We start from the raw sequence: 18,941 nt of genomic DNA, 5'->3' as shown, positions 1-18,941 counted from the left end.
TCTGCGCTTCGCGATCCGCGAAGGCGGCCGCACCGTCGGCGCCGGCGTCGTCGCCAAGGTCATCGCGTAAGTTACGCGGCGATCTGACGCGCATGCAGGGGTGTAGCTCAACTGGCTAGAGCACCGGTCTCCAAAACCGGGGGTTGGGGGTTCGACTCCCTCCGCCCCTGCCAGCGTGGCAGACGTAACGAGTTTAGAGTTTAGGATAACAAGGCGATGGCCAAAGTCAGTCCGATCGAGTTTTTCCGGCAGGTCCGGCAGGAGACCATCAAGGTCACCTGGCCGAGCCGTAAGGAAACCCTGATCACCACCGCGATGGTGTTCGTGATGGGACTGGTCGCCGCGCTGTTCTTTTTTGTGGTCGACACGATCCTGCGCTTTGGTGTGCAGACGATCCTCGGCCTGGGGAGCTGAAGACGATGGCGGCGCGGTGGTACATCGTCCATGTCTACGCGAACTTCGAGAAGAAGGTCGCGCAGGCGATCCGCGATGGTGCGGCACAGAAGGGTATGGCTGAGCACTTTGAAGAAGTGCTGGTCCCGACCGAGGAAGTGGTGGAAGTCCGCCGCGGCCAGAAGGTCAATGCCGAACGTAAGTTCTTCCCCGGCTATGTGCTGGTGAAGATGACCATGACCGACGAGACCTATCATCTCGTCAAGAATACGCCGAAGGTCACCGGCTTCCTGAGTTCGGGCGGCAAGCCGTCGCCGATCACGGAGGCCGAGGCGCAGCGTATCGCCAATCAGGTGAAGGAAGGCGTGGAGCATCCCAAGCCTTCGGTCACCTTCGAGGTGGGCGAGCAGGTGCGCGTGGCCGACGGCCCGTTCACGTCGTTCTCCGGCGTGGTGGAAGAAGTGGACGAAGAGCGCGCGCGCCTCAAGGTGGCTGTGTCGATCTTCGGTCGCGCCACCCCGGTGGAACTGGAATACAGCCAGGTCGAGAAGCTCTGACCTGACTGCTTGAGTACCCGGGCAGAGCATCGCCCGGTTCACCGCGTGGGAGACAGCTAAGGTCCACATTCGCCGGACCGACCCTGTCGCACCACGCATCCGCTAGCGGGGGAGCATGGCTCTCCGAAGCAGGAAAGGAAGACCAGTATGGCGAAGAAGATTGAAGGCTATATCAAGCTGCAGGTTCCGGCCGGTAAGGCCAACCCGTCGCCGCCGATCGGCCCGGCCCTGGGCCAGCGCGGCGTCAACATCATGGAATTCTGCAAGGCGTTCAACGCGCAGACCAAGGACCTCGAGCAGGACATGCCGATCCCGGTGGTTATCACCGTGTATTCGGACCGCTCGTTCACCTTCATCACCAAGACCCCGCCGGTGACCTACTTCCTGAAGAAGGCCGCCAACATCAAGTCCGGTTCCAAGACGACCGGCCGTGGTGACAAGGTCGGTTCGGTGACGATGGATCAGGTGCGCGAGATCGCCAAGGCCAAGATGAAGGATCTCAACGCTCACGACATCGATGCGGCGTCCCGCATGATTGTTGGTTCGGCCCGCTCGATGGGCCTGGACGTTCGTGGCGAATAAGGGGAGATCCGGATCATGAGCAAGCAGGGCAAGCGTTACACCACGGCCGCCAAGACCGTGAACCCCGATCACCGCTACGGCGTCACTGAAGCCGTGAAGATGGTGAAGGCCAATGCCAAGGCCAAGTTCGATGAGACCATCGAGATCGCCGTGAACCTGGGCGTTGACCCGCGTCACGCCGACCAGATGGTCCGCGGCGTGGTCACCATGCCGTCGGGCACCGGCAAGACCGTGCGCGTCGCCGTCTTCGCCAAGGGTGCGAAGGCCGAGGAAGCCAAGAAGGCCGGTGCCGATCTCGTCGGCGCCGACGACCTGGCCGAAATCGTCAACGGCGGCAAGATCGAGTTCGACCGCTGCATCGCGACGCCTGACATGATGGCCGTCGTGGGCAAGCTGGGTAAGGTGCTGGGTCCGCGCGGCCTGATGCCGAACCCGAAGCTCGGCTCGGTCACCATGGATGTTGCCGGCGCCGTCAAGGCGGCGAAGGGCGGCCAGGTTGAGTTCCGCGTTGAGAAGGCTGGTCTGCTGCAGGCCGGTATCGCCAAGGCGTCCTTCACCGAGGAGCAGATCCTCGCCAACGTGAAGGCGTTCATCGATGCCGTGATGAAGGCCAAGCCGACCGGCGTGAAGGGTCACTACGTCAAGAAGATCGCGATCAGCTCGACCATGGGTCCGGGCGTGCGTCTCGATCTGACCGACGCGATTGGTGGCGGCGAAAAGGCCGCTGCGTAATCAGTACGAGTTTCGTCAGCCTTCCTCGGAAGGCTGACGGAAGCGGTGTTGCGGGTAACCGCAGCAGCGCAACCTGTCCGAGACTGCAGGCGCACCGGAGCTTTTTAGCCGAGGTGTTTAAGGGAAGTGCCACCTGCATAGACGGGGAACAGAATTTTCAAGAATCCAGTCAAGGCTGGGTTCAAGAAGGTTCGAGCCCTGGGACAGGCGAACCGGGTAATCGGTTTGCCGCGGACGGCCAAGCTGGAAACAGCGGACGCCGGAGCGACCAGATCGATTGCTCAAGTGCCAACCAGGATCAGGGCAACCTGATTCCTTGTTTAGGAGACGAACAGTGGATCGTGCTCAAAAACAGGAGATGGTGACCACCCTCAACCAGGTCTTCAACAAGGCCGAAGTTGTCGTGGTAACCCAGAATAACGGTCTGACCGTTGCTCAGGTGTCTGAGCTGCGTCGTCAGATGCGTGCCGCTGGCGCCAGCTTCAAGGTCGCGAAAAACCGTCTTGTCTGCCTTGCCCTCGAGGGCACCACCTACGCATCCTTGAAATCTATGTTCAAGGGGCCGACCGGCATTGCCTATGCCAATGATCCGGTCGCCGCAGCGAAGGTCGCCGTGGAGTTCGCCAAGAAGAACGACAAGTTTGTCGTTGTTGGCGGCGCCATGGGCGAAACCGTCCTGAATGCTGATGGTGTCAAAGCCTTGGCGACTCTGCCGTCGCTCGACGAACTGCGCGGCAAGATCATCGGCCTGCTCAACGCGCCTGCGACCAAGGTCGCCGGCGTCGTGCAGGCGCCGGCTGGCCAGTTGGCCCGCCTGCTCAATGCGTATGCCACGAAGGGTTAAGGCTGTAAGCCGAACCGTAACTGTCTAACCAGGTATCGAACCTACACACTAAGGAGTCACTCAAATGGCTGATTTGAACAAGATCGTTGACGAACTGTCGACGCTGACCGTCCTCGAGGCTGCCGAGCTCGCCAAGCTTCTCGAAGAGAAGTGGGGCGTTTCGGCTGCTGCTCCGGTGGCTGTTGCCGCTGCTGGCGGTGGCGCTGCTGCTCCGGCCGCCGAAGAGAAGACCGAGTTCTCGGTCATTCTCGCCGACGCCGGCGCCAACAAGATCAACGTCATCAAGGAAGTCCGCGCCATCACCGGCCTGGGCCTGAAGGAAGCCAAGGACCTCGTCGAAGGCGCCCCGAAGCCCGTCAAGGAAGGCGTCAACAAGGACGAAGCCGGCAAGATCAAGGCCCAGCTGGAAGCCGCTGGCGCCAAGGTCGAAGTCAAGTAATCAGTATCGCGTAAGCGGCGGGGCAAGTCCGGTGTGGACTTGCCCCCCGCACTTGCTTTGAGTACGGGCTGCCCTAGTTCAGCAGCCTCGATTTTAAGGCCCACACCCCGTCCGCCGCGGTTTCCGGCGGGTCGATACGGTTTCGGATCTTTGGGCGCGGCGATCGCCCGGCGGGATTAATAGGCCCGCGAAAATCATCGCTTGGTCCGAAGCCGCGCGGCGCGACATTACAGTCGCCGCACCAGATAGATTTGGGACAGACATGACCTTGTCGTTCACCGGCCGCAAGCGCGTTCGCAAAAGCTTCGGGCGCATCCCGAGCGTTGCATCGATGCCGAACCTCATCGAGGTTCAGAAGAGCTCCTACGACAGTTTCCTGATGATGAACGATGCTGGCGACCAGCGCCCCGATGTGGGGCTGCAGGCCGTCTTCAAGTCGGTCTTCCCGATCAAGGATTTCAGCGACAGCTCGTCGCTCGAATTCGTCAAGTATGAGTTCGAGGCGCCGAAGTACGACGTCGACGAGTGCATGCAGCGTGGCATGACCTTCGCCGCGCCGCTGAAGGTGACGCTGCGCCTGATCGTCTTCGAAGTCGATCCCGATACCCAGGCCAAGTCGGTCAAGGGCATCAAGGAGCAGGACGTGTACATGGGCGACATGCCGCTCATGACCGACAAGGGCACCTTCATCATCAACGGCACCGAGCGCGTCATCGTTTCGCAGATGCACCGCAGCCCGGGCGTGTTCTTCGACCACGACAAGGGCAAGACCCATTCGTCGGGCAAGTATCTCTACACCGCCCGCGTCATTCCCTATCGCGGCTCGTGGCTGGACTTCGAGTTCGACGCCAAGGACATCGTGCATGTCCGCATCGACCGTCGCCGCAAGCTGCCCGTCACCACGCTGTTCTTCGCGCTGGGCCTGACCCAGGAAGAGATCCTGGATTCCTTCTACAAGAAGGTGATCTACAAGCGCGACAAGAAGGGCTGGCGCACCGATTACAACGCCGAGCGCATGCGCGGCGTCCGCCTGAACGCCGACCTGATCAATGCCAAGACCGGCAAGGTGGTGGCCGAGGCCGCGACCAAGATCACCCCGCGTCTGGCCAAGAAGCTGGCCGAGGAAGGCCTGAAGGAACTGCTGGTTTCCCCGCAGGACATGGTCGGCAAGTACAACTCGCTCGACATCGTCAACGAGGAAAGCGGCGAGATCTATCTCGAGGCGGGCGAAGAGCTCGACATCAAGAAGATCGAGATGCTGGAAGCTGCCGGCATCGAGCAGATCTCGGTGCTCGACGTCGACCACGTCACCATCGGCTCCTACATCCGCAACACCATGGTTGCCGACAAGCACCAGGGCCGCGAGCAGGCGCTGTTTGAAATCTATCGCGTCATGCGTCCGGGCGAGCCGCCGACCATGGATACGGCCGAAGCGCTGTTCCACGGCCTGTTCTTCGATTCCGAGCGTTATGACCTCTCGGCCGTCGGCCGCGTGAAGATGAACGCCCGCCTCGGCCTGGAAGCCGAGGACACCGTGCGCGTGCTGCGCACCGAGGACATCCTGGCCTGCGTGCGCACGCTGACCGAACTGAAGGATGGCCGCGGCGAAATCGACGACATCGACCATCTCGGCAACCGCCGCGTCCGCTCGGTCGGCGAGCTGATGGAAAACCAGTACCGCATCGGCCTGGTGCGCATGGAGCGTGCGATCCGCGAGCGCATGAGCTCGGTCGAGATCGACACGGTCATGCCGCATGACCTGATCAACGCCAAGCCGGCCGCCGCCGCCGTCCGCGAGTTCTTCGGCTCGAGCCAGCTCTCGCAGTTCATGGATCAGACCAACCCGCTGTCGGAGATCACCCACAAGCGCCGTCTCTCGGCGCTTGGCCCGGGCGGTTTGACCCGCGAGCGCGCCGGTTTCGAAGTGCGCGACGTGCATCCGACCCATTACGGCCGCATCTGCCCGATTGAGACGCCGGAAGGCCCGAACATCGGTCTGATCAACTCGCTGGCGACCTACGCCCGCGTGAACCAGTACGGCTTCATCGAGAGCCCGTATCGCCGCATCCGCGACGGCAAGGTGACCGACGAGGTCGTCTATCTGACCGCTATGGAAGAGGGCAAGTACACCATCGCGCAGGCCAATGTCGAAATCGACAAGGGCAAGCTGATGGGCGACCTGGTCTCGTGCCGCCGCAACGGCGATTTCGTCATGGTCCGCCCCGAGGGTGTCGACTTCATGGACGTGTCGCCCAAGCAGCTCGTGTCTGTCGCCGCAGCGCTGATCCCGTTCCTCGAGAACGACGACGCCAACCGCGCGCTGATGGGGTCGAACATGCAGCGTCAGGCCGTGCCTCTGATCCGCGCCGAAGCGCCGCTGGTCGGCACCGGGATGGAAGAGGTGGTGGCCCGCGATTCCGGCGCCACGATCGTTGCCAAGCGCACCGGCGTGATCGACCAGATCGACGGTACCCGTATCGTCGTCCGCGTGTCGGATGAAGCCGACATGTCGAAGTCGAATGTCGACATCTACAAGCTGCTGAAGTTCCAGCGCTCGAACCAGAACACCTGCATCACCCAGCGTCCGCTGGTGAAGGTGGGCGATCAGGTGCGTGCCGGCGACATCATCGCCGACGGTCCGTCGACCGAGCTGGGCGAGCTGGCGCTCGGCCGCAACGTGCTCGTCGCCTTCATGCCGTGGAATGGCTATAACTTCGAAGATTCGATCCTGATCAGCGAGCGTATCGCCAAGGACGACGTCTTCACCTCGATCCATATCGAGGAATTCGAAGTGATGGCCCGCGACACCAAGCTGGGGCCTGAGGAAATCACCCGCGACATTCCGAACGTTGGTGAAGAAGGCCTCAAGAACCTCGACGAAGCCGGCATCGTCTACATCGGCGCCGAAGTCCATCCGGGCGACATCATGGTCGGCAAGATCACGCCGAAGGGTGAAAGCCCGATGACGCCGGAAGAGAAGCTGCTGCGCGCCATCTTCGGCGAAAAGGCCTCCGACGTGCGCGACAGCTCGCTGCGCGTGCCGCCGGGCGTCTCGGGCACCATCGTGGAAGTGCGCGTCTTCTCCCGCCATGGCGTGGAGAAGGACGAACGCGCCCTTGCCATCGAGCGCGCCGAGATCGAGCGTCTGGCCAAGGACCGCGACGACGAGAAGGCGATCATCGAGCGCTCCATCTACGGCCGCCTCAAGGAACTGCTGCTCGGCAAGCAGGCCGACAAGGGTCCGAAGGGCTTCAAGGATGGCGGCAAGATCACCGACGAGATCCTGCACGAGCTGACCCCCGGTCAGTGGTGGCAGATCAGCGTCAAGAACGAAAAGAACATGGCCGACATCGAGGCCTTGAAGAAGCAGTATGATGCCGCGACCTCGCGCATCCAGAAGCGCTTCGAGGACAAGGTGGAGAAGCTGCAGCGCGGCGACGAGCTGCCGCCCGGCGTGATGAAGATGGTCAAGGTCTTCGTCGCGGTGAAGCGCAAGCTGCAGCCCGGCGACAAGATGGCCGGCCGTCACGGCAACAAGGGCGTCATCTCCCGCATCGTGCCGGAAGAGGACATGCCCTACCTGGAAGACGGTCAGCCGGTCGATATCGTGCTGAACCCGCTGGGCGTGCCTTCGCGCATGAACGTCGGCCAGATTCTGGAAACCCATCTGGGCTGGGCTTCGGCCGGCCTGGGTCGCCAGATCGGCGAGATGCTCGACAAGGTCAACCGTAATGCGGCCAAGGCGGCCGACCTGCGCACGATCATGAAGGGCGTCTATTCCAAGCAGGAATACGCCGACAAGATCAACGATCTGTCGGATGACCAGGTGCTCGAGCTCAGCGCCAACCTGCGCCGCGGTGTGCCGATGGCCACCCCGGTGTTCGATGGCGCGCATGAGCCCGACATCGTGGAGATGCTGGAGAAGGCGAGCCTGCACAGCTCGGGTCAGTCGACCCTGATCGACGGCCGCACGGGTGAGTCCTTCGATCGTAAGGTGACTGTCGGCTACATCTACATGCTGAAGCTGCACCACCTGGTCGACGACAAGATCCATGCCCGTTCGATCGGTCCGTACAGCCTCGTCACCCAGCAGCCGCTCGGTGGTAAGGCCCAGTTCGGCGGTCAGCGCTTCGGTGAAATGGAGGTCTGGGCTCTCCAGGCCTACGGTGCCGCCTACACCCTGCAGGAAATGCTGACGGTGAAGTCGGACGACGTGGCGGGTCGCTCGAAGGTTTACGAGTCGATCGTGCGCGGCGACACCAACTTCGAAGCCGGCATTCCGGAATCGTTCAACGTGCTGGTCAAGGAGATGCGGTCGCTCGGCTTGAATGTCGAGCTCTCGCAGCGCTCCTACTGATCGCCACGAAACCTTTCCTCCGATAGGAGACGACAGACATGAACGAACTGAGCAACGTTTTCGGCCAGCCCCAGGGCGCCCAGGCTTTCGACCAGATCCAGATCTCGATCGCCAGCCCTGAGCGCATCCGTTCCTGGTCCTACGGCGAAATCAAGAAGCCTGAGACCATCAACTATCGTACCTTCAAGCCGGAGCGCGACGGCCTGTTCTGCGCCCGCATCTTCGGCCCGATCAAGGATTACGAGTGCCTGTGCGGCAAGTACAAGCGCATGAAGTATCGCGGCGTGATCTGCGAGAAGTGCGGCGTTGAAGTCACGCTCTCGAAGGTGCGTCGTGAGCGCATGGGCCATATCGAACTGGCGTCGCCGGTTGCGCATATCTGGTTCCTGAAGTCGCTGCCGAGCCGCATCGGCCTCATGCTCGACATGACGCTGAAAGACCTTGAGCGCATCCTGTACTTCGAAAACTACGTCGTGGTGGAGCCGGGCCTCTCGCCGCTCAAGCAGTTTGACCTGCTGACGGAAGAGCAGCTCTTCACCGCCCAGGACGAATACGGCGATGACAGCTTCGTCGCCAAGATCGGCGCCGAAGCCATTCGCGACCTGCTGATGGCGCTCGACCTCGAAAAAGAGCGCGACAACATCCGCCAGGAACTGGCCGAGACCACGTCGGAACTGAAGCCGAAGAAGCTGGTCAAGCGCCTGAAGCTGGTGGAAAGCTTCATCGAGTCCGGCAACAAGCCGGAATGGATGGTGCTGACCGTGGTGCCGGTGATTCCGCCGGAACTGCGTCCGCTGGTGCCGCTGGACGGCGGCCGCTTCGCGACCTCGGATCTGAACGATCTGTATCGCCGCGTCATCAACCGCAACAACCGCCTGAAGCGTCTGATCGAGCTGCGTGCGCCGGACATCATCGTGCGTAACGAAAAGCGCATGCTGCAGGAAGCCGTCGACGCCCTGTTCGATAACGGCCGCCGCGGCCGCGTCATCACCGGCGCCAATAAGCGTCCGCTGAAGTCGCTCAGTGACATGCTGAAGGGCAAGCAGGGCCGCTTCCGTCAGAACCTGCTCGGCAAGCGCGTCGACTATTCTGGCCGTTCGGTCATCGTCGTCGGCCCGGAGCTCAAGCTGCACCAGTGCGGCCTGCCGAAGAAGATGGCGCTCGAACTGTTCAAGCCCTTCATCTACTCCAAGCTTGAGCTGCGCGGCCTGGCCGCCACCGTCAAGATGGCGAAGAAGATGGTGGAGAAGGAGCGTCCGGAAGTCTGGGATATCCTCGAAGAGGTCATCCGCGAGCATCCGGTGCTGCTGAACCGCGCGCCGACCCTGCATCGTCTGGGCATCCAGGCCTTCGAGCCGACCCTGATCGAAGGCAAGGCGATCCAGCTGCATCCGCTGGTCTGCGCGGCCTTCAACGCCGACTTCGACGGTGACCAGATGGCGGTGCACGTGCCGCTGTCGCTGGAAGCCCAGCTTGAAGCCCGCGTGCTGATGATGTCGACCAACAACATCCTCAGCCCCGCGAACGGCAAGCCGATCATCGTGCCGTCGCAGGATATCGTGCTCGGTCTGTATTATACCACCATGGAGCGCAACAGCCCGCTGGGCGATGTGCTGAAGATCAAGGACGCCAACGCCGTTCTGAAGGCCTGGGCCGAAGACGACGTCGTCGTTTACGATCCCAAGACCAAGGTGGAAGTGCCCAAGACCGCGGTGAAGGCCGAGCTGGAGCGTCTGCTGCAGAACGGTGCCGTCGTCGAGCGCACTCCGGTGTTCGCGACGATCGCCGAAATCCAGCAGGCGCTGGATGCCAAGGCGATCACCCTGCATCACCGCATCAAGGCCCGTCTCAGCACGGTGGACGCGGACGGCAATCCGATCATTGCCCGCGTCACCACCACGCCGGGCCGCATGCTGCTCAGCGAGATCCTGCCGCGTCACAAGAACGTGCCGTTCCGCGTGATCAACCAGCAGCTGACCAAGAAGGAGATCACCAACGTCATCGACGTGGTGTATCGCCATTGTGGCCAGAAAGAGACCGTCATCTTCTGCGATCGCATGATGTCGCTCGGCTTCACCCGCGCCTTCAAGGCCGGTATTTCCTTCGGCAAGGACGACATGGTCGTGCCGCTGACGAAGGAAAAGCATATCGACGACACCAAGAAGCTGGTCGGCGAGTACGAGCAGCAGTACCAGGACGGCCTGATCACCCAGGGCGAAAAGTACAACAAGGTGGTCGATGCCTGGTCGCAGTGCACCGATCGCGTGGCCGATGAAATGATGAAGGTCATTCAGACCGACATCGACCAGGTCAGCGGTCAGCGCAAGCCGATCAACTCGATCTGGATGATGGCCCATTCCGGCGCCCGCGGTTCGGCGGCGCAGATGAAGCAGCTCGCCGGCATGCGCGGCCTCATGGCCAAGCCGTCGGGTGAAATCATCGAGACGCCGATCATCTCGAACTTCAAGGAAGGCCTTACCGTGCTCGAGTACTTCAACTCGACCCACGGCGCCCGTAAGGGTCTGGCCGATACCGCCTTGAAGACCGCGAACTCGGGCTACCTGACCCGTCGTCTCGTCGACGTGGCGCAGGACTGCATCATCACCGAGGACGATTGCGGCACCGAGCGCGGCCTGACCGTGCGCGAAGTGGTCGAGGGCGCTGAAGTGATCGCCACCCTTGGCGAGCGCATCCTGGGCCGTACGCCCAGCCTGGACGTCAAGCATCCGCTCACCGGTGAAGTGCTGGTTCCGGCCGGCACACTCATCGAGGAGAAGGACGTCGACACCATCGAGACGGCCGGCGTGGAATCCATGCTGATCCGTTCGGTGTTGACCTGCGACAGCCAGATCGGCGTTTGCGGCAAGTGCTACGGCCGCGATCTGGCCCGTGGCACCAAGGTGAACATCGGCGAAGCCGTCGGCGTCATCGCGGCGCAGTCGATCGGCGAGCCGGGCACCCAGCTCACCATGCGCACCTTCCACATCGGCGGCACCGCCCAGGTGGCGGAGCAGTCGAGCCTTGAGGCCGCCTATGACGCGACCCTCAAGATCGCCAACCGCAACCTGGTGACCGACAGCCAGGGCCGCTTCGTGGTCATGGGCCGTAATTGCGAAGTCATCCTGGTTGACCAGAATGGCCGCGAGCGCGCCCGCCACAAGGTGCCCTACGGCGCCCGTCTGGTCGCCGATGAAGGCGGCAAGGTGAAGAAGGGTCAGCGCATCGCCGATTGGGATCCGTACACCCGCCCGGTCATCACCGAGCGCGAGGGTATCGTGCACTACCGCGACCTGGTCGAGGGTGTGTCGATGCGCGAAGCGACCGATGAGTCGACCGGCATTTCCTACAAGGTCGTGTCCGACTGGAAGCAGAACCCGAAGGGCAGCGAGCTGCGTCCGCGCATCACGCTGCGTGACAGCAAGGGCGAAGTGCTCATGCTCGTCAGCGGCGCCGAGGCCCGCTACTACCTCTCGGCCGACGCCATTCTGTCGGTGGAAGATGGTGCGCAGGTCCATGCCGGCGACGTGCTGGCGCGTATCCCGGTGGAAGGCACCAAGACCCGCGACATCACCGGCGGTCTGCCGCGTGTGGCGGAACTCTTCGAAGCCCGCCGCCCGAAGGATCACGCGATCATCGCGGAGATCGACGGTCGCGTCGAGTTCGGCAAGGATTACAAGGCCAAGCGCCGCCTGATCCTGAAGCCGGCCGAAGAGGGCGTCGAGGCTGTCGAGTACCTGATCCCGAAGGGCAAACACATTGCCGTTCAGGAAGGCGATTTCGTCCGCGTTGGCGACCATCTGCTTGATGGCAACCCGGCGCCGCACGACATCCTCAAGGTGCTGGGCATCGAGGCGCTGGCCAACTATCTCGTGAACGAGATCCAGGAGGTCTATCGTCTGCAGGGCGTGAAGATCAACGACAAGCACATCGAGGTGATTTGCCGCCAGATGCTGCAGAAGATCGAGATCACCGACCCGGCGGAAACCACCTTCCTGATCGGCGAGCAGGTCGACCGCAGCGAGTTCGAGGAAGTGAATGCCAAGACCGAAGCCGAAGGCCGCAAGGTGGCCAAGGGCATGCCGGTCCTGCTCGGCATCACCAAGGCGAGCCTGCAGACCCGGTCGTTCTTCTCGGCCGCGTCGTTCCAGGAAACCACCCGCGTGCTCACCGAAGCTGCCGTCGGCGGCAAGGTGGACAAGCTGGTCGGCCTCAAGGAAAACGTCATCGTCGGTCGCCTGATCCCGGTCGGCACCGGTGCGATCATGAACCGCATGAAGGGCCTCGCCGCCCAGCGCGATCGCGACTTCGCGGACGCCCTGGAAAGCGAACTGCAGGCTGCCGTCGGCGACGCCGCCGAATAAGCCTGTCGGTCATACCGATACGAAGAGGGCGGCCTTCATCGGCCGCCCTTTTTTCGCAATACGCAGAATCAGAACAATCGTCTAACCTCGCGATATGCTGAAAGTATTGTCCGCGGTGGGCTTTATACTCCTGGTGACGGCCTCATTCCGTGAGGCTTCTGCCTGCATACCCGTCCCGATGAGCGATGAGGAGCGGTTCGATCGCGCCGATACCGTCTTCTTTGCGCGTATTATCGATACCGACAAGCCGCTGATCCGGCTGCCATGGAGTGATCCGCAGCCGACCATCGTCGCCCGTTTTGAGCTGATCGAGACGTTCAAGGGTAGGCCGCCGGTCGATCGCAGGATGCGGGACGAACAGACGAGTTGCAGCCTCGATCTGGTACCGGGCGGGTATTATATTTTCTTCGCCCGGGAAGGAAACAGTCCGCCAGCCTCGATGCCGGCTGGGTCTCGTGGCTATACGGAATCCTCTAATCCAGAACTGCTGCAAATGCAGGATAAATTGAGGGCCTTGGCAAAGCGCTGACCTTGCCGCACCCTGCGAATCGCCTTAAGTCCAATGCATGGAATGGCAGGATGATGGCGTGGTCCTCAGCGTGCGCCATCATGGCGAAAGCGCCCGCATTGTCGCGCTGCTGACCGAGCATCATGGCCGCCATGCCGGCCTGCTGCGCGGCTCGGGCGCGGGGCAGGGGCGTTCGCTCGGCGGCGCCTTACAGCCAGGCCAGATCGTCCGCGCCGACTGGCGCGCGCGGCTCTCCGAACAGCTCGGCTATTTCACCCTTGAATCCCTCGGTCATCCGGCCGCGCTGATGCTGGACGATCCGGCGCGGCTGGCGGCGCTCAGTTCGGTCTGCGCGCTGGTCGACACGGCCCTGCCCGAGCGGGAGCCGCATCCGGGCCTGTTCAACGCCACCAAGTCGCTGTTCACCCTGATGGCCGAGATGAACGAGCCTGGCGACTGGGGCGCGCTCTATGTGCGCTGGGAGATCGGCCTGCTGGCCGAGATGGGCTATGGCATCGACCTCGACAGCTGCGCCGCCACCGGCGCCACCACCGGGCTGACCCATGTCTCGCCGCGCACCGGCCGCGCCGTGTCGGCGGAAGCCGCCGCGCCCTATGCCGAACGCCTGCTGACCCTGCCGGCCTTCCTGGTGCCGGGACGCAGTGGGGCGGCCGTGGCGAATCATCCGCTGGTCGATGTCGAATCGGGTTTGGCCCTGACCGGGCATTTCCTGGAAAACCGGCTGTTCGCCCAGCTTCATAAAGCGGTGCCGCCGGCCCGCGGCCGCCTGCTCGAAGTGGTGCATCGCAGTCTGCATCCGTAGCAGAATCAGCCTGTTTGTTGTAAGAACACCGCCATGAGCAAGCACCTCCCGCCCAAAGAGATTCCCGAAGACATCCGCGCCGTCCCGCTGCCGGACGCGCTGTCCGAGCGCTACCTGGCCTATGCGCTCTCCACCATCACCTCGCGCTCGCTGCCCGATGCCCGCGACGGGCTGAAGCCGGTGCAGCGCCGCGTGCTGTTCGCCATGCGGCTGCTCAAGCTTGATCCGGGCGCCGGCTACAAGAAATGCGCCCGCGTCGTCGGCGACGTGATCGGTAAGTACCATCCGCACGGCGACCAGTCGGTCTATGACGCGCTGGTGCGCCTGGCCCAGGATTTTGCCCAGCGCTATCCGCTGGTCGATGGCCAGGGCAACTTCGGCAATATCGACGGCGATAACGCCGCCGCCATGCGATACACGGAAGCGCGTCTCACTGAGATCGCCCATGTGCTGCTGGCCAACCTGGACGACGAGACCGTCGATTTCCGCCCCAATTACGACGGCGAGAATGACGAGCCGGTCGTGCTGCCGGCCGGTCTGCCCAACCTGATGGCCAATGGCGCCACCGGTATCGCGGTCGGCATGGCGACCTCCATTCCGCCGCATAACCTGCCCGAGCTCTGCGACGCGCTGCTGCATCTGATCAAGCACAAGAACGCCACCATCGAAAAGCTGGTGGAATTCGTGCAGGGGCCGGACTTCCCGACCGGCGGCATCCTGGTCGAGCCGCTGTCGAGCCGCATCGAGGCCTATAAGACCGGTCGCGGCAGCTTCCGCCATCGCGCCAAATGGGTGAAGGAAGACCTGCCGCGCGGCATGTGGCAGATCGTCGTCACCGAAATTCCTTACCAGGTGCAGAAGTCGAAGCTGATCGAACGCATCGCCGAGCTGATCACCGACAAGAAGGCGATGCTGGTCGACGACGTGCGCGATGAGTCGGCCGAAGACATCCGCCTGGTCATCATCCCGAAGAACCGCACCATCGATCCGGCCGTGCTGATGGAAAGCCTGTTCCGCACCACCGATCTGGAGACGCGCTTCCCGCTGAACCTGAACGTGCTGGACGGCGGCAAGCTGCCCAAGGTGATGAACCTGCGCGAGGTGCTGCAGGCCTATCTGGATCACCGCCACGAGGTTCTGGAGCGCAAGAGCAAGTATCGCCAGGGCAAGATCGAGCATCGCCTCGAGGTGCTCGACGGCTACCTGATCGCCTATCTGAACCTCGACGAGCTGATCGAGATCATCCGCCGCGAGGATGAGCCCAAGCCGGCGATGATCAAGCGCTTCAAGCTCACCGATGTGCAGGCCGAAGCCATCCTCAACATGCGCCTGCGCTCCTTGCGCAAGCTGGAGGAGATGGAACTGCGCGGCGAGCACAAGGAGCTGTCGAAGGAACTGGCCGAGCTGAAGAAGCTGCTGGGCGACGAGGACCTGCGCTGGACCGCGATTGCCGGTGAGATCCAGGAACTCAAGAAACAGTTCGGTCCCAAGACCGCGCTGGGCAAGCGCCGCACCCTGGTCGGCGATGCGCCGGTGATTTCGGAAGAGGCCTTCGAGGTGCTGGTCGAACGCGAGCCGATCACCGTGATCTGCTCGGCCAAGGGCTGGATACGGGCCATCAAGGGCCATGTCGCCGATGACGGCACGGCGGCTTTCAAGGAAGGCGACAAGGGCCGCTTCTGGCTGCATGCCGAGACCACCGACAAGCTGCTGCTGTTCGGCACCAACGGTCGCGCCTATACGATCGCCTGCGACAAGCTGCCGCGCGGCCGTGGTCATGGCGAGCCGGTGCGCCTGATGATCGACCTGGGCAACGACCAGGACATCGTCACGCTGTTCAAGTATCAGGGCGAGCGCAAGTTCCTGGTCGCCGGCTCTGACGGCCGCGGCTTCATCTGCGCGGAATCCGAGATGCAGGCCGCCACCCGCACCGGCAAGCAGATCCTCAACCTGCAGACCCCGGCCGAGGCCTGCGTGCTGACCCAGATTGAGGGCGATACGGTGGCCGTGGTGGGTGAGAACCGCAAGCTGCTGCTGTTCCCGCTGAGCGAACTGCCCGAGATGACCAAGGGCCGCGGCATCACCTTGCAGAAGTACAAGGATGGCGGCCTGCTGGACGCCAAGACCTTCACCTACAAGCAGGGCCTGAGCTGGACCGATTCATCGGGCCGCACCAAGACCGAGACCGACCTGAAGGAATATCGCGGCGAACGCGCCCAGGCCGGCCGCATCGTGCCACGCGGTTTCAACAAGAACGGCCGGTTCAGTTAAACCACTGTTGTCACCCCGGCCTTGAGCCGGGTCCCATTTGTTATGCTAAAATGGGATCCCCGCTTTCGCGGGGATGACGGAAGAGGGCGGTGTGCTACCCCGTCGCCTTCAGCTTGTCTTTTTCGTAGCCGGCGACGCGCTTGTAGTTGTCGGTGATCGCGGTCAGTTCGGCCGGGCTGATCACATCCCCGATCTTCGCAAACGGCTTGTCGCCGGTGCGCTCGAACACCTCGCGCAGGATGGCATCGGGCGGATTGGTGCGGTTGGTCAGCACGACATTTGTGGTGGCCGGCAGGCGCTGGGCCTCATAGGCCTTCAAGGCCTCGCGCGCATCGGCGCTTTCGGCCAGCAGGTCGGTCAGCACGCGGCAGTCGATGATCGCCTGGCCGGCGCCGTTGGAGCCGCGCGGCACCATCGGATGCGCCGCATCGCCCAGCAGAGTGACGCGGCCATCGGTCCAGCGCTCCAGCGGGTCCTGGTCCACCATCGGGAATTCCAGCGCCATGTCGGCATCGCGGATCATCTTCGGCACGTCGAGCCAGTCGAAATGCCAGTCGGCAAACGCCGGCAGGAAGTCATCCAGGTTGCCCGGCCGACTCCAGTCGCGCTTGCGGTATGTCGGCGTCTCGATCTCGGCCACCCAGTTCATCAGCTGATTGCCGGCGGCGTCGATGTTTTCGCGGATCGGATAGATCACCATCTTGCCATGGCTCAGCCATCCCGCGCGCACCATGCAGGCACCCGACAGGATCGGCTGCATCCGCGTCACGCCGCGCCACATGTTGACGCCGGAATAGCGCGGCTCGCCTTCGCCCGGATGCATCTGCTTGCGGATGGCCGAGTGAATGCCGTCACAGGCGATGATCACATCGGCGCTCTGGTCGGGCAGGGCGTCTCCGGTCTCGGTGTTGCGGAACTTCGCCGTGGCGCGTTGCGCATCCTGCGTATAGCCGGTGCATTGCCAGCCGGTCTGGATGCGGTCCTTGCCCAGGCGCTGTTCGGCCGCCGCCAGCAGCAGCATCTGGAGATCGCCGCGATGGATCGAGAATTGCGGCCAGTCATAGCCTGCCGCGCGACCCAGCGGCTCGCGATGGATGAGCTGCCCGAAGCGGTTGAAGAAGGTGGCGTCCTTGGTCGCCACCGCCACCTTGGCCAGCTCGGCTTCGAGACCGAGCCGGATCAGCTCCTTGGTGCTGTGCGGCAGCAGGTTGACGCCGACGCCGACCGCCTTGATCTGCGGCGCCATCTCGAAGACGCGGCAGGGAATGCCGCGCTCGTGCAGCGATAGAGCCAGCGTGAGCCCGCCGATGCCGCCGCCGATGATGATCACATCCATACTGACAATCCTTGACTGAACGCGATGCTTACTCGGCTTCGATCTTGGCCTCGGTGACCACCTTGTTCCAGCGCGCGAGGTCGCTGGCGGTCAGCTTGGCCAGTGCATCCGGCGTGCTGGTCTTCACCACCAGGCCCTGCTTCTGGATCGTCTCGCGCACACTGGCATCGGCCAGGATGGCGTTCAGCTCGCTATTCAGCGCCTTTACCATCGCGTCCGGCGTCTTGGCTGGCGCGTACATGGCGTACCACAGATCGACGTCGAAGCCGGTGACGCCCTGTTCGGCCAATGTGGGCAACTGCGTCGCGATCGGCGAACGCTCGGCGCTGGTCACGCCCAGCACGCGCAGGCGGCTGTCGGGCAGGAAGGGAAGCGCGGTATGGACGGGCAGGATCATCACGCCGACAGTGCCGCCCAGCAGGTCCTGCACCGCGCCGCCCGAACCCTTGTAGGGGATGTGGTTGAGGTTGATGCCAGCGGCCAGCTTGAAGGATTCCATGGCCAGATGCTGCGGCGTGCCGTTACCGGGCGAGGCATAGTCGATCTTGCCCGGATTGGCCTTGGCCAGGGCGATGAACTCCTTGGCGTTGGCGGCCTTCACCGACGGATGCACGGTCAGCGCCATCTGGCCCTGCGCGATCAGGCCGATCGGCGAGAAGTCCTTGTTCACGTCATAGGGCACGTTCTTGTAGAGCGACGGCGTCATGGTGAAGGTATTGGCCGTCACCATCAGCGTGTAGCCATCGGCCGGCGCGGTGGCGACCACCTGGCTGCCGATATTGCCCGAGGCGCCAACGCGGTTTTCCACGATCACCGGCTGGCCCGAGCGGGCGCGCATCTGCTCGCCGATCACGCGGGCCAGGATGTCCATGCCGGTGCCCGGGGTGAAGGGCACGATGATCTTGACCGGGCGCTGGATCAGCGACTGCGCGGCGGCCGGCAGGGTGAAGCCAGTGATGGCGAGGGCGGCGCCGGCGGCCAGCAGGGCGCGGCGAGACAGGGCGGTGCAGATGGCGATCGACATAATTTCCTCCAGTGCCGGGCCCCTTGCTGGCGACCCGCTATAATCGGCATACGTCTGACTATTACGCCGGCCGGTGCCTGTGTCAATTCACGAAATATGCTATGGGATCGGGGCAGGGACGATCATGGCCAAGACAGAACGCAACGAGCATCCGGTACCCGAGATATACGACCGTGCCGGGTTTCAGATCCGGCGCGCGCACCAGAATTCGGTGTCGACCTTCCTGCAGATGCTCAAGCCGCATGACCTGACGCCGCCGCAATATGGCGCGCTGTCGGTGCTGTTGCGTTGGGGGCCGATCAGCCAGATTGATCTGGCGCGCAGCCTGGGCTTCGACCGCTCCACCACCGCGCTGGTGGTTGGCCTGCTGGTCAAGCGCAAGTTGATCGCCAAGACCGCCGATGCGAAGGACCGGCGCAAGTTCGCGCTGACGCTCACGCCGGCGGGGCGCAAGCTGATCCAGGCCTGCGCATCTGATGCGACGGCTGTGCGCGAGGCGCTGCTCGCACCTTTCACCAAACAGGAAGCGGCGGAGTTCCTGCGCCTGCTGCGCAAGTTCAATGATGCTTTCGATGGTGTGTCGAAGGCGCCGCCCGTGGTGGGCCGCAAGCCGCGCGGCTGATACTCCCTTCGGAGTACGATGATCAGTGTATGCAAGCGAAGAGGGAAATTCTTTTCGCTGGACAGTCCTTGCGTTGCATCCGCCATGCTCTC

Annotated in this window: 15 protein-coding genes and 1 tRNA gene; 14 read left to right on the top strand and 2 right to left on the bottom strand. The window is 63.1% G+C overall.

The genetic code is table 11. From position 1 onward, the window contains the following. Window position 1: 1 nt before the first annotated feature. The 13 genes from AC1RRT_RS19715 to parC all read left to right on the top strand — a co-directional run bounded on the left by AC1RRT_RS19715 (window position 2) and on the right by parC (window position 15,867). Window positions 2-70, top strand: coding sequence for an EF-Tu C-terminal domain-related protein (locus AC1RRT_RS19715; RefSeq protein ID WP_071531421.1), 69 nt, complete (start codon window positions 2-4; stop codon window positions 68-70). A 26-nt stretch (window positions 71-96) separates the two neighbouring features. Continuing rightward, window positions 97-173: transfer RNA gene (locus tag AC1RRT_RS19710), tRNA-Trp, on the top strand. A gap of 43 nt (window positions 174-216) precedes the next feature. Continuing rightward, window positions 217-414 (top strand): preprotein translocase subunit SecE, encoded by a 198-nt coding sequence (gene secE / locus AC1RRT_RS19705; RefSeq protein WP_493015657.1) that lies wholly within the window; start codon window positions 217-219, stop codon window positions 412-414. Window positions 415-419: 5 nt separating this feature from the next. After that, window positions 420-950 (top strand): transcription termination/antitermination protein NusG, encoded by a 531-nt coding sequence (gene nusG / locus AC1RRT_RS19700; protein WP_492983795.1) that lies wholly within the window; start codon window positions 420-422, stop codon window positions 948-950. 147 nt (window positions 951-1,097) lie between these two features. Then, window positions 1,098-1,532 (top strand): 50S ribosomal protein L11, encoded by a 435-nt coding sequence (gene rplK, locus AC1RRT_RS19695; RefSeq protein WP_492983793.1) that lies wholly within the window; start codon window positions 1,098-1,100, stop codon window positions 1,530-1,532. 15 nt (window positions 1,533-1,547) lie between these two features. Continuing rightward, a complete protein-coding gene (gene rplA, locus AC1RRT_RS19690; protein ID WP_493015655.1) occupies window positions 1,548-2,264 on the top strand; it encodes a 50S ribosomal protein L1 in 717 nt (238 codons plus the stop codon). A 334-nt stretch (window positions 2,265-2,598) separates the two neighbouring features. Further along, complete coding sequence (gene rplJ / locus AC1RRT_RS19685) at window positions 2,599-3,108, top strand: 50S ribosomal protein L10 (protein WP_493015653.1); 510 nt, start codon at window positions 2,599-2,601, stop codon at window positions 3,106-3,108. 64 nt (window positions 3,109-3,172) lie between these two features. Then, on the top strand, window positions 3,173-3,547 hold the full coding sequence (gene rplL, locus AC1RRT_RS19680; RefSeq protein ID WP_493015651.1) for a 50S ribosomal protein L7/L12: 375 nt from the start codon (window positions 3,173-3,175) through the stop codon (window positions 3,545-3,547). A 262-nt stretch (window positions 3,548-3,809) separates the two neighbouring features. Further along, window positions 3,810-7,904 (top strand): DNA-directed RNA polymerase subunit beta, encoded by a 4,095-nt coding sequence (gene rpoB, locus AC1RRT_RS19675; RefSeq protein WP_493015649.1) that lies wholly within the window; start codon window positions 3,810-3,812, stop codon window positions 7,902-7,904. A 38-nt stretch (window positions 7,905-7,942) separates the two neighbouring features. Further along, window positions 7,943-12,265 (top strand): DNA-directed RNA polymerase subunit beta', encoded by a 4,323-nt coding sequence (gene rpoC, locus AC1RRT_RS19670; RefSeq protein WP_493015647.1) that lies wholly within the window; start codon window positions 7,943-7,945, stop codon window positions 12,263-12,265. Window positions 12,266-12,443: 178 nt separating this feature from the next. After that, window positions 12,444-12,794, top strand: coding sequence for a hypothetical protein (locus tag AC1RRT_RS19665; protein WP_493015645.1), 351 nt, complete (start codon window positions 12,444-12,446; stop codon window positions 12,792-12,794). Window positions 12,795-12,831: 37 nt separating this feature from the next. Continuing rightward, a complete protein-coding gene (recO, locus tag AC1RRT_RS19660; RefSeq protein ID WP_493015643.1) occupies window positions 12,832-13,596 on the top strand; it encodes a DNA repair protein RecO in 765 nt (254 codons plus the stop codon). A gap of 33 nt (window positions 13,597-13,629) precedes the next feature. Next, on the top strand, window positions 13,630-15,867 hold the full coding sequence (gene parC, locus AC1RRT_RS19655; protein ID WP_493015641.1) for a DNA topoisomerase IV subunit A: 2,238 nt from the start codon (window positions 13,630-13,632) through the stop codon (window positions 15,865-15,867). Window positions 15,868-15,961: 94 nt separating this feature from the next. Here parC and AC1RRT_RS19650 read toward each other — a convergent pair whose 3' ends face one another. Then, the gene (locus AC1RRT_RS19650) at window positions 15,962-17,203 is read right to left on the bottom strand and encodes a flavin-dependent oxidoreductase (RefSeq protein WP_493015639.1); all 1,242 of its coding nucleotides are present in this window, start codon (window positions 17,201-17,203) and stop codon (window positions 15,962-15,964) included. A 28-nt stretch (window positions 17,204-17,231) separates the two neighbouring features. Then, the gene (locus AC1RRT_RS19645; RefSeq protein WP_493015637.1) at window positions 17,232-18,227 is read right to left on the bottom strand and encodes a Bug family tripartite tricarboxylate transporter substrate binding protein; all 996 of its coding nucleotides are present in this window, start codon (window positions 18,225-18,227) and stop codon (window positions 17,232-17,234) included. Window positions 18,228-18,351: 124 nt separating this feature from the next. On the opposite strand from AC1RRT_RS19645, the gene AC1RRT_RS19640 reads away from it, so the two are divergent. Beyond that, a complete protein-coding gene (locus tag AC1RRT_RS19640; protein WP_493015635.1) occupies window positions 18,352-18,849 on the top strand; it encodes a MarR family winged helix-turn-helix transcriptional regulator in 498 nt (165 codons plus the stop codon). Window positions 18,850-18,941: the final 92 nt, after the last annotated feature.

It is taken from the genome of Ferrovibrio sp. GW821-FHT12B10 (assembly GCF_058807515.1).
The sequence above is the reverse complement of the archived record's forward strand: the minus strand, read 5'-3'. Positions and strand labels throughout refer to the sequence as shown.